The organism is Domibacillus enclensis (genome assembly GCF_900156125.1).
Classification (GTDB): Bacteria; Bacillota; Bacilli; order Bacillales; family Domibacillaceae; genus Domibacillus; species Domibacillus enclensis.
This window is the reverse complement of sequence record NZ_FTLX01000001.1, coordinates 26346-39659: the sequence shown is the minus strand read 5'-3', so window position 1 is coordinate 39659 and position 13314 is coordinate 26346. Positions and strand designations below refer to the sequence as shown.

At 44.3% G+C, this 13314-nt stretch carries 19 protein-coding genes; 4 read left to right on the top strand and 15 right to left on the bottom strand.

What is annotated here, in order from left to right; translation table 11 throughout:
• Positions 1 to 151 precede the first annotated feature (151 nt).
• The 3 genes from BW952_RS00230 to yneA all read right to left on the bottom strand — a co-directional run bounded on the left by BW952_RS00230 (position 152) and on the right by yneA (position 1434).
• The gene (locus tag BW952_RS00230) at positions 152 to 385 is read right to left on the bottom strand and encodes a DUF896 domain-containing protein (protein WP_045851806.1); all 234 of its coding nucleotides are present in this window, start codon (positions 383 to 385) and stop codon (positions 152 to 154) included.
• A gap of 72 nt (positions 386 to 457) precedes the next feature.
• The gene (locus BW952_RS00225; RefSeq protein WP_045851807.1) at positions 458 to 1114 is read right to left on the bottom strand and encodes a YneB family resolvase-like protein; all 657 of its coding nucleotides are present in this window, start codon (positions 1112 to 1114) and stop codon (positions 458 to 460) included.
• 2 nt (positions 1115 to 1116) lie between these two features.
• Positions 1117 to 1434 carry a cell division suppressor protein YneA gene (yneA, locus tag BW952_RS00220; RefSeq protein WP_045851808.1) on the bottom strand — a complete coding sequence of 106 codons (318 nt, stop codon included), beginning with the start codon at positions 1432 to 1434 and terminating at the stop codon, positions 1117 to 1119.
• Positions 1435 to 1590: 156 nt separating this feature from the next.
• Here yneA and lexA point away from each other — a divergent pair, with 156 nt between their 5' ends.
• Together lexA and BW952_RS00210 are read left to right on the top strand one after the other, a co-directional pair.
• The gene (lexA, locus tag BW952_RS00215; RefSeq protein WP_045851809.1) at positions 1591 to 2208 is read left to right on the top strand and encodes a transcriptional repressor LexA; all 618 of its coding nucleotides are present in this window, start codon (positions 1591 to 1593) and stop codon (positions 2206 to 2208) included.
• Between the two features lie 373 nt (positions 2209 to 2581).
• Positions 2582 to 3340 (top strand): SDR family NAD(P)-dependent oxidoreductase, encoded by a 759-nt coding sequence (locus tag BW952_RS00210; protein WP_045851810.1) that lies wholly within the window; start codon positions 2582 to 2584, stop codon positions 3338 to 3340.
• 49 nt (positions 3341 to 3389) lie between these two features.
• Here the strand turns inward: BW952_RS00210 and BW952_RS00205 are convergent, their stop codons facing one another.
• The 5 genes from BW952_RS00205 to BW952_RS00185 are packed head-to-tail and all read right to left on the bottom strand — an operon-like array spanning position 3390 to position 7761.
• Positions 3390 to 4175, bottom strand: a complete 786-nt coding sequence (locus tag BW952_RS00205) for an ABC transporter permease (protein ID WP_045851811.1) — start codon at positions 4173 to 4175, stop codon at positions 3390 to 3392.
• 3 nt (positions 4176 to 4178) lie between these two features.
• Positions 4179 to 4970 carry an ABC transporter permease gene (locus BW952_RS00200; RefSeq protein WP_045851812.1) on the bottom strand — a complete coding sequence of 264 codons (792 nt, stop codon included), beginning with the start codon at positions 4968 to 4970 and terminating at the stop codon, positions 4179 to 4181.
• Positions 4963 to 5979: an ABC transporter ATP-binding protein gene (locus tag BW952_RS00195; RefSeq protein ID WP_045851813.1), complete on the bottom strand. Its 1017-nt coding sequence runs from the start codon at positions 5977 to 5979 to the stop codon at positions 4963 to 4965. The genes BW952_RS00200 and BW952_RS00195 overlap by 8 nt, the downstream gene beginning before the upstream one ends.
• Before the next feature lie 27 nt (positions 5980 to 6006).
• The gene (locus BW952_RS00190) at positions 6007 to 7194 is read right to left on the bottom strand and encodes a DNA polymerase IV (protein ID WP_045851814.1); all 1188 of its coding nucleotides are present in this window, start codon (positions 7192 to 7194) and stop codon (positions 6007 to 6009) included.
• A 57-nt stretch (positions 7195 to 7251) separates the two neighbouring features.
• Positions 7252 to 7761 (bottom strand): hypothetical protein, encoded by a 510-nt coding sequence (locus BW952_RS00185; protein ID WP_231581462.1) that lies wholly within the window; start codon positions 7759 to 7761, stop codon positions 7252 to 7254.
• 529 nt (positions 7762 to 8290) lie between these two features.
• Between BW952_RS00185 and BW952_RS00180 the strand changes: the two genes are divergently transcribed.
• Positions 8291 to 9514 carry an IS110 family RNA-guided transposase gene (locus BW952_RS00180; protein WP_045851815.1) on the top strand — a complete coding sequence of 408 codons (1224 nt, stop codon included), beginning with the start codon at positions 8291 to 8293 and terminating at the stop codon, positions 9512 to 9514.
• A gap of 414 nt (positions 9515 to 9928) precedes the next feature.
• Here BW952_RS00180 and BW952_RS00175 read toward each other — a convergent pair whose 3' ends face one another.
• From BW952_RS00175 to BW952_RS00160, 4 genes are all read right to left on the bottom strand, one after another.
• A complete protein-coding gene (locus tag BW952_RS00175; protein WP_045850493.1) occupies positions 9929 to 10222 on the bottom strand; it encodes a Dabb family protein in 294 nt (97 codons plus the stop codon).
• Positions 10223 to 10321: 99 nt separating this feature from the next.
• Entirely contained in the window at positions 10322 to 10612 is a 291-nt protein-coding gene (locus BW952_RS00170) for a hypothetical protein (RefSeq protein WP_045850492.1), read from the bottom strand.
• A 140-nt stretch (positions 10613 to 10752) separates the two neighbouring features.
• Positions 10753 to 11007 (bottom strand): hypothetical protein, encoded by a 255-nt coding sequence (locus tag BW952_RS00165; RefSeq protein ID WP_045850491.1) that lies wholly within the window; start codon positions 11005 to 11007, stop codon positions 10753 to 10755.
• Between the two features lie 253 nt (positions 11008 to 11260).
• Positions 11261 to 11851, bottom strand: coding sequence for a YiiX/YebB-like N1pC/P60 family cysteine hydrolase (locus BW952_RS00160; protein WP_045850490.1), 591 nt, complete (start codon positions 11849 to 11851; stop codon positions 11261 to 11263).
• A 142-nt stretch (positions 11852 to 11993) separates the two neighbouring features.
• Here BW952_RS00160 and BW952_RS19175 point away from each other — a divergent pair, with 142 nt between their 5' ends.
• Entirely contained in the window at positions 11994 to 12098 is a 105-nt protein-coding gene (locus BW952_RS19175) for a YjcZ family sporulation protein (protein WP_045850489.1), read from the top strand.
• Positions 12099 to 12149: 51 nt separating this feature from the next.
• On the opposite strand, the gene BW952_RS00150 is transcribed toward BW952_RS19175, so the two are convergent.
• The 3 genes from BW952_RS00150 to BW952_RS00140 are packed head-to-tail and all read right to left on the bottom strand — an operon-like array spanning position 12150 to position 13206.
• On the bottom strand, positions 12150 to 12719 hold the full coding sequence (locus tag BW952_RS00150) for a manganese catalase family protein (RefSeq protein ID WP_045850488.1): 570 nt from the start codon (positions 12717 to 12719) through the stop codon (positions 12150 to 12152).
• Between the two features lie 24 nt (positions 12720 to 12743).
• Positions 12744 to 13007, bottom strand: a complete 264-nt coding sequence (locus BW952_RS00145; RefSeq protein WP_045850487.1) for a spore coat protein CotJB — start codon at positions 13005 to 13007, stop codon at positions 12744 to 12746.
• Entirely contained in the window at positions 13000 to 13206 is a 207-nt protein-coding gene (locus tag BW952_RS00140; RefSeq protein ID WP_045850499.1) for a spore coat associated protein CotJA, read from the bottom strand. Before BW952_RS00140 ends, BW952_RS00145 begins: the two co-directional genes overlap by 8 nt.
• Positions 13207 to 13314 lie beyond the last annotated feature (108 nt).

Genomic DNA, 13314 nt, shown 5'->3' with positions numbered 1-13314 from the left:
TTTCAAAAGGGGATTTACCCCTCTATATTAAAGCTCTTTCACGGAATATACAACAAAAATACAGAACAATGTGAAAAAAGAGACAGCTTTTGCTGTCTCATGCACCGATTTAACCGAATTATATACTGAGATTGCTTTCATCCATCGAGTATCAGTTCATTTTTTTACGTTTTTGAATGTCCCGTACCTTTTTAGGCGTCACTTCATCCCCATTTGGATCGAATACGCGAACATGCTCAACCGTGTCTCGCATCGATGTACGGAATACAGATAAATATTCCTGACGAAGCTCTGTCTGCTCTTTTAATTCGTTATCAGATAAAGGCGACTGCTTTGCTTTTTTAGCCAGTTCATTTATCCGGGAGATTTTTTCAGGTGATAGCATTTTTCTGCTCCTTTCTCTTAAAGCCATTAAGGTCATCGTATCGAAAAAAGCCTGCTAAAACAAGAAAAAAGCTTATGATTGACGCGATTCTTCTTCCTTATATTCGACAAATCTTCGGTGGACCGTCGCGCGTGAAACAGGATAGCCGAAGCCTCTGAGTGTTGCAGCGATCTCTTCATATGTCAAACCGTTCTGGCGAAGCCGGACGATCTCCGCAATTGGCGCTTCTTTTTTAGTCCGTCCTCGTTCATTTCCTTTATTTTTCAAGTTCTTTTCAGGACTGAAGCCTTTTTCCACTGCGCGCTTCATCCCCCGCTTGATCTTCAGGTTATGGATTTTCCGCTGATATTCTTCGACCATGCTGACAATCTGCAGCACCATCGAATCCGATTCAGATAAATGAAGTTCCCCATCATCCGCCCGGCTTAAAACAGAAACGCCTTCTTTAAACAAGCAGTGGATAAGAGCGATCTTGGCATTTCCCCGCCCAATTCTCGTTTCATCCTGAATGAACACGGCGTCCACTGTTTCTTGCTTAATAAGATCCAGGACTTCAAAGATGCCCGGACGGTCAAGCTCATACCCGCTCACCCGCTCCTTTACGACGCGGATCACGTCGTAGCCTTTTTGAACAGAAAGAGCCAGGAGCTCCTCTTCCTGGCGTTCAAGTGATGTTTCCTGTGTTTCTTTTTCTGTGCTCACACGGCAATAGATAATCGCTTTTTTCATGTTTATTCTCCGTTTGCATCCGCCAGTTGAAGACCGCTGTCATATTCTGCAGCCGGTACCGGGATTGTCAGGTCTTCCCCAGGCACTATTTTCGTTGTAATCAAATCATTTTTGTCTTGAACCCACTGAATAAATTCAATCTGGTCCATTTTATGCAGATCCTTATAATCTTCTGCCAAACTCCACAGTGAATCGCCCGTTGCTACTTTAATTTGATGGTAAGCTGTTTGATCGGTGCCGCTAAAACTAAAATATAATGCCGCTGATGCCATCATCACCGTCAATAATAACATGAATGAATAGTTTTTTAATTTCTCCACTAAGAACACCCTTTCCTCGAATACTCGTTCGTGATATAATTCCATTGTAAGGCGAACGATTGTTTCAGTCAAGTATAAATTCGAACTTACGTTTGTTAATTTTTAGAACACATGTTATACTATACGTAAATATTAAGTAAGAGAGGTGTAGACAAAATGACCAAGTTATCAAAACGCCAGCAAGACATTCTGGATTTTATTAAAGATGAAGTCCGCCGAAAAGGGTATCCGCCTTCCGTACGTGAAATTGGTGAAGCGGTAGGCCTTGCATCAAGCTCAACGGTTCACGGCCATCTCGCCCGCCTTGAAGCGAAGAATTATATCCGCCGCGATCCTACGAAACCGCGTGCGATTGAGATTCTGGACACAGACAGCTCCGTGCCGAAGCAGCACCCGGTAAATGTACCGGTTGTAGGAAAAGTCACCGCAGGCATGCCCATAACGGCAATCGAAAATGTGGAAGAATACTTCCCACTTCCTGAACGTCTTGCTCCACCGGACGAGCATGTGTTTATGCTTGAAATTGTCGGTGAAAGCATGCGGGAAGCAGGCATCTTAAACGGTGATTATGTAGTTGTCAGACAGCAGCAAACGGCTAAAAATGGCGATATTGTGGTGGCGATGACAGAGGATGATGAAGCGACCGTTAAGCGGTTTTACAAGGAAGCGGATCACATCCGTCTTCAGCCTGAAAATTCATCCATGGAGCCGATTCTTCTGCCAAATGTAACGATTTTAGGCAAAGTGACTGGGGTTTACCGCCAGGTTGATTAAGCTTGTCTATCCTATGCCGTTTTGGTGAAGGACATGAAAAAATCCCCTGAAAATGTTCAGGGGATTTTTTATGTATTCATCATTGCGTTTACGCCAAAGCAGTAAACAATTAAAAACACCCCGCTCGAAGGCGGGGTGTTTCTCGAAATTTGCGGCGTCCAAGCCATGCTCCACAACATGCTCCCCGAAAGGAATGCTTGTCCGTCTTACGCAAATGAGCTCATCGCAAAGATAACTTTACTCCGTTTTCAGCTGAATGTCAACCCTCTTCTTTTCCCGTTCCATTCGATATGAAAATCGATCAGTCTCTTTTTTGCAATGTTCTGCTGTTTCTTTTAATCTTATAGTATTCTCGTTAAAGGAGCTGGACGAAATGAATAAAACCGTTTTAATTACAGGAGCCTCAAGCGGGCTCGGTTCAGAGTTCGCCAAAATATTTGCAGAGGCCGAGTATAACCTCGTTGTTGTTGCAAGGAGCAAGGACAAGCTCGAAATGCTTCAGGACCAGTTCCCTGATTCGGAAATAAAATTGATTGTGAAAGATTTAAGCAAGCCCGGGTCTGCCTCTGAGGTAGCAGAAGAAATTGACCAGGCGGGCATACAAATAGATGTGCTAATTAATAATGCCGGATTTGGGCTCCTTGGCTCCTTTTCAACACTTAGTCTGCAAGAACAATTAGAAATGATGCAATTAAATATGGTCACTCTGGCTGAGCTTACACATTTGTTTTTACCGGGAATGATCGAACGGAATTCAGGACGTATTTTAAATGTTGCCAGTACGGCCGCTTTTCAGCCCGGTCCAATGATGGCGGTTTATTTTGCGACAAAAGCCTTTGTTCTTTCGCTGTCAGAAGCGCTTGCTGAAGAATTAGCGGAGACCAATATTACGGTAACAGCTCTTTGTCCCGGACCGACAAAAACGAATTTCGGCGCTGTTTCAAGTATGGATGAAACAAAAATGTTTAGCCAGGCCATGTCCGCTGAGCAAGTGGCGAAACAAGGCGTTGACGGTCTTTTAAAAGGAAAGCGCGTTGTCATCACCGGAGGCAAAAACAAAGCAGGTGCTGTTGCCGCTAAGCTCCTCCCCCGCAGCACTGTCGCAAAAGTAGTCAAATCAGCCACAAAATAAGAAAAAAGCACATCTCAGCCTTTTAAAAGACTGAGATGTGCTTTTTCTCTTAATTGCCTGCCCCACGGTATTTCGTGACGCCCACATTCCACATGACAACAGCAAACGCAAAGAATGCAACGCCGATGACCGGCGTTAAAAAAGCGTACGTGTACCATTCAGTCCGCCCTAAAAAGTAAGCAGCCGGATACACACCGACAAAAGCAAAAGGCAAAACCCATGTCAGCAAAAAGCGAATAATATTGTTATAAATATTAACGGGGTACCGACCGTAATTGCCGATATTGTACATCATCGGCATAATGCTGGTCGGGCTGTCTGACCAAAAGCTGATGCTTGCAATCAACACAAAAATCGCCGCATACACAAGCGTACCGCCAAGCACGAGCAGGACAAATAGGAACGGGTCGTACCATGCCAGGCTTACATCGAGACGGCTGCCGGCGTATACCATCACCGCCATCCCGGTCACGACGCCAAACAGCGATTCAAGCTCCATCCGTTCAATAACGATTTGAAACAAGCTGTGAATCGGCCGTGTTAAAATGCGGTCCATCTCCCCTTTTACAATATACCGTTCGTTAAAATCCCATATGTTGAAAAAAGCGCCAAAGATCGCGAATGGAACGAGGAAAAATCCATAAATAAAAATGATTTCGTCTCGTGACCAGCCGCTGATTGCCGTCGTGTGGCCAAAGACAAGCAAAATAAAAAGAAAGTTCACCGCCTGCGATAACAAATCCGATCCGATCTCGACCATCATATCGGTTCGATACGTCAGCCGGGTTTTCATATATTGTGCTGCATATTGAAAGAATAGCTGTCCATATTTCATCTGTTATCCTCCCTGAACGACTAGTTGTTTTTTTGCAACCAGCCAAATGAGTTGAATAGGGATAATCAGGATAAGAACCCAAACCACCTGATAAAGCATCGCATTCATCGTTTCAGAATACGTGAAGCTTTCCGTAAAAATCATGCTCGGTACATAACTAATTCCCTGAAACGGAAGAAACCCCATTACCTGCTGCGCCCAGCCGGGAAAAAAGCTGATTGGCAGGAGCAGGCCTGAAAACAAGTCAATGACAACCCGCTTCGCCCGAATTAAGCCGGTATTATTATAGAAGAAAAACGTTAAAATACCTGTCAACAGGTTTATTTGCATATTGATCAAGAAGCTGAAGACGAGTGCCAGTCCAAACAGAAGCCAGGTCAAAGGGTTGGATGAAAAAGCAATAGGGAAAATCAATGCGACAATAATCATTCCCGGCGCGGAAAAAAATGAAAAACGAAAAATGCCTTCTCCGAGCCCCTGCATCGTTTTCATCAGTAAGTAGTTATACGGACGGATGAATTCAACCGCTACTTTCCCTTCTTTGATTTCCTGGGCAATTTCACGGTCAATATTATTAAAATAAAAAGCGCGCGCCATCCAGGCGATAGAGATATACGATGTCATTTGAATGGCTGTCATGCCTTCTATGGAGCTTTTATCGCCATATATCGCATTCCACAGAAAATAATACGCACCAATGTTGATGCTGTATATTAAGATGCCGCTGTAATAATTCGTCCGGTAAGCGAGCATCATTAAAAAACGGATTCGGATCATTTCAATATATTTACCCATTTGTCACGCCTTCTTCGTAAATATTACGGATGATGTCCTCAATTGATATTTCATGCACTTTTAAATCGGTAATTTTGTGCGCAGACACCACGCGGCCAATTACTTCAGAAATAACATGTTCATCATTCAGCACATTCGCCACCCAAACATTTTGCCGCTCGCCCGGCGACCATGCCGCATCCAATTCTGCAAGCAGCGGCTGAAGATTTTGCTTCGTCACCGCTGTGTCCGCAAACTGAAATTCGATTTGTTTACCTTCTCCCCAGTTGGACCGCAGGCTATCAAGCTGTCCATCGTAAATGATTTTCCCTTCATCGAGCATCACAACCCGTTCACATAACGCTTCAATATCACTTAAGTCATGGGTGGTTAAAAGCACCGTTGTGTTATATTTCGCGTTCATTTCCTTTAAAAACTCCCGTATTTTCAGCTTAACGAGTACATCCAGCCCGATCGTTGGCTCATCAAGGAAAAGGAGCGGAGGATTGTGCAAAAGGGCGGCTGCCAGCTCACAGCGCATCCGCTGGCCAAGAGACAGCTTGCGCACCGGTTTATCAAGAAGCGGCCCGATGTCAAGGGACTCAATGACATGATTCATATGCGTATTGTACACGTCGTCCGGCACGTTATATACTTTTTTAAGCAGACGGAAGGATTCCTGCACGGCAATATCCCACCAGAGCTGAGACCGCTGGCCAAACACAACACCGATTGAGCGGACGAACTGCTCCCGTTCTTTATGCGGGTCCATTCCGTTGACACGAACAATTCCCGATGTCGGTGTTAATATTCCCGTCAGCATTTTAATGCTTGTTGATTTTCCGGCCCCGTTTTCCCCAATATAGCCAACCATTTCCCCGGGCTTCACTGAAAAGGTAATGTCATTAACCGCCGGGACAATTTTATAATTACGCGTCAGCAAATCCCGAAAAGCGCCTTTCAACCCGGAACGGCTCGAGTGTGACTTAAACTCTTTGCGCAGTTCCTTTACTTCGATCATGTTTTCCATTTCTATTCCTTCTTTCTCTTTCAGCTCTTACTCAAATCCTTTTTTAATCATGTGCTCTCCAAATTTCCGTTTGATCGCTTCTACCGTCTGATAAAGAGGCTCTGATTTGTCAGCTTCTTCTTTAAAGGAAAATAAATCCATTTGCTTGGTGATCGTCCGCTTGTCCAGCGCATTTTGAGCTGTAATGCCGAGCAGTCTGACAGGACCACCGTTCCAATGCTTGAAAAACAGCTTCTCTGCCACCGCCAGAATGTCAGCTTTTTCTTCGATATCCCGTTCAAGTGTCTGGCTGCGTGTCACTGTTTTAAAATCATCATATCGAATCGTCACCTGAATCGTCCGCGACACGGCTCTTTTTTGTTTCATTCGCTCACTTACTGATTGAGCCAGTGCTTCAAGCTTTCCGTGGATAGCAGCGGGCTCCGTCATATTGTGCGCAAACGTAGTGGAATTTCCAATGCTTTTAAACGATGAATTGGCAGCTGGATCAACGGGGCGGTCATCAATCCCGTTGACTCTTTCCTTCATCCGGATTCCCCGAATGCCCATAATAGAGGATAGCCGCTGATCGGAGGCTTTCGCCAGATCACCCATCGTGAAAATGCCCGTCTCCTTCAGCTTCGAAGCTGTTTTATCGCCTATTCCATGTGCCTCTAACACTGGACGCGGCCATAAAACATTCTCCACATCTCTCTTACGCAGCACGGTTACCCCGAGTGGCTTTTCCATGTCGCTGGCCATTTTGGCTAAAAATTTATTCGGGGCAATGCCAATAGAAAGCGGAATATGAAACTGTTCAAGTACTTCTCGTTGAATCTGTCTGGCAATGTCAATCGGGGCTCCGAGCTCCTCACAGCCGCTAATGTCTAAATATGCCTCATCTATAGAGGCGTATTCCATTAAAGGAGAAAAACCGGCCACGTACGTGAAGATCCGTTTTGAATACTCTTTATACACACGGTGATTCGGCTTGATAACGACCGCTTCCGGCACGAGCTTCAGTGCCTCGCGAAGCGCCATCGTGGTATAGACACCGCGGTTCTTGCACAAGTAGTTTGCGGCGACGACAATGCCCTTTCGTTCTTCCGGGTTGCCCGCAATGATCACAGGTTTCTGTTTAAGGGAGGGGTTTTCCGCCTCCTCCACGCTTGCGTAAAATGCATTCGCATCGATGTGCAAAATCACCCGGCCGTTTTTCGGATAATAAGAGGACATGCTTCCACCTCCATTAAGACGCACAATCACCCCCAGGCACATGCCATGGGGGCTTGATCAGTCAAATTCATTATACACTTTTCCGAATTTCAATACATCGTAAATTGCTTTTCCGTCGCTCGGATTTTCTTCGCCGTAGTCAACAGGCAGTAGGGCGAAGAAAACAAGGTATACAGAAAAATACACAAATTGATAAAAAAACATGTGACCCGGTATCACTCCGGCATGAATCAAGCCATTGACAAGCAGTATGGACAGGATGTTAAAAATGGCTCCTCCGGCGTAAATGAGCGCGTGCTTCCAGCGCCGCTCACATCTTAATGTATCATACTGACAGGCAGAATCAATAAAATACAACTTGCGGATCTCAATGTTTTTCAGTTGTATAAGCTTGCTCCCGCGTCCTAATATTAACGACGTCTTACTCCCGAATATAGCAGCAAAAAAAGCATGTCCTGCAGTATGAATGAGCAATGTCAGCGGCAATGTAATGAAAAAAGCCCACATGAACGTTCCCATATCGCTTAAGTTAAACAAAGTAAAATCTCCTTTTTTATTCGATCTCATAAGGAGTTTACCTCTTTTTATTTACTTAAAACGCAAGTCATTTAAATGAAATAAATTTAATATATGTTTTCTGCTGAGAGAAGAAAGCGGCAGAGACATAACAATAAGATTGGCGCTTGAATCTGAACGCTCTCGTAGCTGAAGGGCTTGATGTAAATAACTAACGAATGGCTGTAGGAGAATCGCCTTTTCTTTTTTACACGAATAATAGAAATTGGATTGTGGTTACTCATTCAAAACGCTACCTTTAGGTTTTACAAGTTGCTTTTCCTCCCCACAAACATACTAACATTAGTAGCACAAGCCAAGGCCATGGCTTGTGCTACTATTTTTTATAGTAGAAGTGAAGGGAAGTCGACCAGCCGCTAGGACCATTACGAGTCCGCACCACAAACAGGCTCCCTTCACACCCTTATGTGAATCCGTTTAGTATGTTGGGTCCAAGAGATCGCGTATAAGAAAGTGGAATCGATAAGGCCGTGTGAAGGCTTCTATGATGGACTAAAAAAGAAGAAAAGGAGAAAAGGCGATGAAACATGTTATTGCGTTAGATGTGAGTAATGGGAAAAGCACGATGGTTATTTACGATCCCTATCGTCAGTGTGACTTTGAAGGGCAGTTAAACCATACTCGGGCCGAATTTGATCAGCTCCATACACGAATCGAAGAAATGACTAGACTCAATGGCCAGGCACCTGACATCGTATTCGAAGCAACAGGCGTCTATTCAAGACCTGTCGAAGCTTTTCTCAAAGATCGCGGCCATGCCTATTGCCGCATGAATCCGCTTGAAGCGAATTTACAAATGGCGAAGATGCGCCGGCATAAAACCGATACGAGTGATGCGCATGAACTGGCGAAGACGCATTTCAGAATGGAACGTGAATCCACGTATATACAGGAAGACTATTATGACCAGATGCGAGCACTGGCCCGGTATTACGACGAAGTGGACGACGAAATCACGTTACTGAAAAACCGGATGCATGCCCTTTTACAGATGAGCTTCCCTGAATTGGAAAAGCTGCTCACACCAGGCTCTGCTCTATTCTTGAACGTGGTGCAGCTGTATCCCCATCCTGACTATTTAATCGAACAGTCGAAAACAGTTATTAAAAATCGCTTGAGAGCGAATACGCGAAAAAAGATATCGAGTACAAGCGCGGAGAAAAAAGCAGCCATTCTATTAGTGGCAGCTGAAAAAAGCTACCCAGCGATTAAGTCGACAGACGTTCGATGCGATCAAGTACGCGATTACGCCGCTCGTCTGGCAGATTTACAGGAGAAAAAGGCGTCTCTTGTGAAAGAAATGGCAGAACGATCAAAAGAACGAACAGAGTATCACGTATTCCGTTCCATCCCGGGTATTGGAGAGACAACAGCGTGCCGGTTAATTGGAGAATTAGGGGACTTTCGTCGTTTTCAACATGCGAAACAATTGAACGCTTACACAGGAATTGATATCATGCGCTATCAGTCCGGAAATACGCAGTATAGGGATCGAATAAACAAGCGTGGGAACAAGCAATTACGGAAGATTTTATATTTTATGATATGCGCCATGCTTATGGCAAAAGGGAAGCCAAATCATTTTGTAGACTACTATTACAAATTAAAAAAACAACCTCAGAGGAAGCCTCATAAGGTTGCAATCATTGCCTGCATCAATAAGTTTCTGAAAGTGACACTTCACTTACTGACACATGGCATTCTTTACGATTACGAGTCCACACGACCGGCTCATCAATCGTAATACCTGTACCTTTACTATATCATAATGACCTTTCGAAAAAAATAAACATTCGTCAGGTCTTTTTGGCATGTGCCATTTTTCAGCGTGAGGGAGTAGCTTAAAAAACCTCCCGGCAACGTCATTCTTTTCTGAAAAGCTATTGACTAATCGTAAGAAGGGCGGCTGGCGCAGGACGAAGACTCGGGAGGGATCAGCGGGCCAGGTGAGATCCACTTTTGGAGCGTAGCGACAAAAGTTAGCTCACCGCCCGCCCCTCCGAACGCGTAGTCCTGCAGAAGCCGCCTTTACTGTGTTAGCGCAAGCTCAGTCACTAAATAAATGGTTACACCATCAAGAATAGCTCAAAAGAAAGCCGAACGATTGCATCGTTCGGCTTCCCTTCTATCCAAAACCTTTTGTCCCAAGCTCACTTGATTAAATCTCGATGTCCACCACAATGCTGTCAAGACGTCCCGATTCACGAATAAAAGCGGCGACAGCCTGATGCTCTGGATGCGGTCCGTACGCTTCGAGCGCTGCTTTATTTTCGAAGCGGGTCGTCAGCACTACCTGGTAGCCTTGATTTTTTTCAGAAAAATTAATTCCTGCCTGAATATCAATAACGCCTTCAAGATGTTTCTCAAGCGCTTTAAACCGCGCAACGACTTCTTCAAGCTGTTCAACCGTTGTCGATTCAGCAAATTTAACAAGTACGATGTGATCAATCATATCATGGCCTCTTTTCAATAGCAGTACTGTGATATGTTTAGTGTATCAAAGACCGAACATAAAGTCTATTTTTTCATTTGATATTAAATGAAGGCTGGATCAGCCAGGCTTTCTTTTCGACAGCTGGCGAAACCATTGTTCATCATCCGTTAAAATGGCAAGATCAATCATCGAATCCCAATCTTCCTTTGCCAGCGTCAGCCCGACAGCCATAATATTTTTGCTTTCCACAACCACAAGTTCCGGCTTGATCGGTGTGATCTTTTTATCAAAATACGATGAAACCTGCACGATGTACACTTCATTTCTTAATCTTGAAAAATCGCGGATAAACCCAATAATTCGTTCCTTTCCGTGCGCATGAATGATCCAGTCTCCAGGCTTGAGCATAAGCCTCCCTCCTTACGGCTGCTGCTATTTATAATAGATGCAGACCGACCTATAAATGCGCGTCTTTTTTCATCCGTTTTCTTTTCACGCAAAAAAACGCCCACACAGTTTACTTAGAAACTGCAGGACGCTTTCCACATTCATTCCCTATCCGGTTTATTTTTTTCTAAAAACTCAAATCCAGATACTGTGATTGAAAAATCATCTTCAATCGAGTAGCCTTTAATGTTTTTTTCTTCCTCTGACCGCTCTACTGTGATGCCGGTCGCCAGGTTGTTGGAATCGAGAAAGTGCAGTGCTTCTCCGAATGTTTGCAAAGGTTCATTTCCCTGTTCCGGTTTCTCGCCCTTTTTGATCGAGTTCAATAGATCCAGCGCTCTTTTTTCCACTTGCATGACTGGTCACTTCCTTTTTCAGTTTTCCGTTTTATTCTTTTCCCTTTTTTTCTTGTTATTAAGCTTTTTTTACTTTTATTATTTTGAATTTAGCACATAATGAATTAAGAATAAATAATTAAATTCTTTTTGTTTACACTAAAGCGCAAAAGGAGGGATGATCCATGAAAAGCCGAAAAAACCGCGATCAACTGATTTTCTTTTTGTATAGTGCAAGCATCCTTGCCGTCGCCCTGCTTCAATCTCATTTAACTCAAACAACGAGCTCAAACAATGGAAAAACGCGTTGATCGGCAGCAATATGCTCCGGATAAATAAAGTCGCCTTCACCTCGGGCGAATTGAATGCCAATTTGCTGAAAGCATTGATCAACAAATTCGGAACAGATGAATTCGTTTTGGTTTTTCCGCTGCCCGATGCCCAGCTGGATGCGTGTTAAAATCCGCATAATTTCAGCCTGGGCATACTGCTGGTTTAATGAATCAATTCCTTTTCCGAGCATGGGCGAAAGAAGGGCTTCATCGAAAGCAGAATCGATCAGCTTTTCATGCCTGGCAATATAAAGAGAGCCTTTGTATTTTTTTCCGCTATTATCATAGTTGGACACGTAATGAAGCAATGGAATAATTCGGACGCCCGCTTGTTCAACACTTTCAAAGACAAGCACCCTGCCGTTCCATTTAAATAAAAAAGCCACGTGGCTCATATCCGATTGGGAAGCTTTTTTGATGAATTCACTGATCAGGTAGGTGCCGCTGCAAAATAATAAATCCCCAGTTTGAATCACCTCAATTGCGCGCTCATAGTTGATTTGAACAATTTCTCGAAACTTCCGCGTCCCCACTTTGTCACACTCCTTTTGAAAAAAGATCCTTCTACACTATATGGCTTTTGGCCAAAGTCGTTATCAGCTGGAGCGGTTTTTGCCTTTTTGTCCAGGAGGAATCGAAACGCTCGAATACACTATAGTGCAGGAGGTGGTCGCAATGAGCGGCAATAAAAGTGGACACAACGGTGGAGATGGCTCCAGCCTGGCTCTTGTTGTTGTGTTATTTATTCTCTTAATTATCATCGGCACGTCGTTTCTTTAAGGTCTCATAAACACAAAAACCAGAGCCCGGTAGACTCTGGTTTTATCCACTTTAAAAAATTTTCTGCTGGCTCCGGTCGTCTTTGACGATTTCAACCGCTTCCCTGAACCGCTGAGAGTGTACAATTTCCCTTTCCCTTAAGAAACGGAGCGAATCGTTTAAATCCGGATCATCGGACATGTCAATAATCCATTGATAAGTGGCCCGAGCTTTTTCCTCTGCTGCAATATCTTCATATAAATCGGCAATCGGATCGCCTTTTGCCTGAATATAAGAAGCGGTAAACGGAACACCCGCTGCGTTGCTGTAAAACAGGGCGCTGTCATGACTGACATAGTGCTCGGCTAGTCCTGCTTCACGAAGCTGATCTGGCGTGGCGTCCTTTGTCAGCTTGTAAATCATCGTCGCAATCATTTCCAAATGCGAAAACTCTTCCGTCGCAATATCATTTAAAAGACCGATTACTTTTTCAGGAATCGTATAACGCTGATTCATGTACCGAAGAGCTGCTGCAAGCTCTCCATCGGCCCCTCCGTACTGCTCCATTAAATATTTAGCCAGGGTCGGGTTGCACGTGCTGACCTTTACCGGGTACTGCAGTTTCTTTTCATATGTCCACATACTCGTTCCACCTTTTCCGGTTTATTAGACCTGCCATGGCCAGGGAAATTCACTCCACGCCCAGTTCGTTTTTGATGGGTTGATACTGCCCTGCTGAAGGGGGCCAAATTGGGTCTCAAACGCTTTTTTTAACTGCATGCTATGCCGGGTAAACTGATTAAACTGCGCAATTGCCTGAGCGTCTGTCGGATGCGTATCTAAATAAAGCGTCAATTCCAGCACAACAAAGTCGGCTGCTTGAATCTCCTCAAGCTTTGTATAATACTCTTTCGGAAGAGTGTTATCCATGCCGGGGTTTGCCCCCCTTCCGGTATGGATTCTCATAATAGTCAGCAAACACTTTCCACAACGTTCCTTTTCTCAATGCCTCGGCCGGTGAAAATTGTGGAAGATCCGGCGGCTGCACACCTAAAAACAAATGAGGCGGCGTGCTGTAGAATTTTCGCCCAATCGGCGGACACGGATCAAATGGACTTCGCGGCGGAATGTACGTTCTTACAGATTGGAATGGCTGCTGGCTGTTCACTTTTTTCCCCCTATCTTTTTTTCAGCATTGTATATGTATATAGGCCTTTACATAAAATATGAACAGGAA

What these genes read in the sequence shown, in the direction of transcription:
- BW952_RS00185 (WP_231581462.1), bottom strand. Translation starts at nt 7,761, where the DNA reads ATGAGATCGAATAAAAAAGGAGATTTTACTTTGTTTAACTTAAGCGAT.
- BW952_RS00150 (WP_045850488.1), bottom strand. Translation starts at nt 12,719, where the DNA reads ATGTGGACATATGAAAAGAAACTGCAGTACCCGGTAAAGGTCAGCACG.
- BW952_RS00145 (WP_045850487.1), bottom strand. Translation starts at nt 13,007, where the DNA reads ATGGATAACACTCTTCCGAAAGAGTATTATACAAAGCTTGAGGAGATT.
- BW952_RS00190 (WP_045851814.1), bottom strand. Translation starts at nt 7,194, where the DNA reads ATGTCCTCTTATTATCCGAAAAACGGCCGGGTGATTTTGCACATCGAT.
- BW952_RS00225 (WP_045851807.1), bottom strand. Translation starts at nt 1,114, where the DNA reads ATGAAAAAAGCGATTATCTATTGCCGTGTGAGCACAGAAAAAGAAACA.
- BW952_RS00170 (WP_045850492.1), bottom strand. Translation starts at nt 10,612, where the DNA reads ATGCTCAAGCCTGGAGACTGGATCATTCATGCGCACGGAAAGGAACGA.
- BW952_RS00200 (WP_045851812.1), bottom strand. Translation starts at nt 4,970, where the DNA reads ATGGGTAAATATATTGAAATGATCCGAATCCGTTTTTTAATGATGCTC.
- BW952_RS00175 (WP_045850493.1), bottom strand. Translation starts at nt 10,222, where the DNA reads ATGATTGATCACATCGTACTTGTTAAATTTGCTGAATCGACAACGGTT.
- BW952_RS00205 (WP_045851811.1), bottom strand. Translation starts at nt 4,175, where the DNA reads ATGAAATATGGACAGCTATTCTTTCAATATGCAGCACAATATATGAAA.
- BW952_RS19175 (WP_045850489.1), top strand. Translation starts at nt 11,994, where the DNA reads ATGAGCGGCAATAAAAGTGGACACAACGGTGGAGATGGCTCCAGCCTG.
- lexA (WP_045851809.1), top strand. Translation starts at nt 1,591, where the DNA reads ATGACCAAGTTATCAAAACGCCAGCAAGACATTCTGGATTTTATTAAA.
- BW952_RS00210 (WP_045851810.1), top strand. Translation starts at nt 2,582, where the DNA reads ATGAATAAAACCGTTTTAATTACAGGAGCCTCAAGCGGGCTCGGTTCA.
- BW952_RS00230 (WP_045851806.1), bottom strand. Translation starts at nt 385, where the DNA reads ATGCTATCACCTGAAAAAATCTCCCGGATAAATGAACTGGCTAAAAAA.
- BW952_RS00195 (WP_045851813.1), bottom strand. Translation starts at nt 5,979, where the DNA reads ATGGAAAACATGATCGAAGTAAAGGAACTGCGCAAAGAGTTTAAGTCA.
- BW952_RS00180 (WP_045851815.1), top strand. Translation starts at nt 8,291, where the DNA reads ATGAAACATGTTATTGCGTTAGATGTGAGTAATGGGAAAAGCACGATG.
- BW952_RS00165 (WP_045850491.1), bottom strand. Translation starts at nt 11,007, where the DNA reads ATGCAAGTGGAAAAAAGAGCGCTGGATCTATTGAACTCGATCAAAAAG.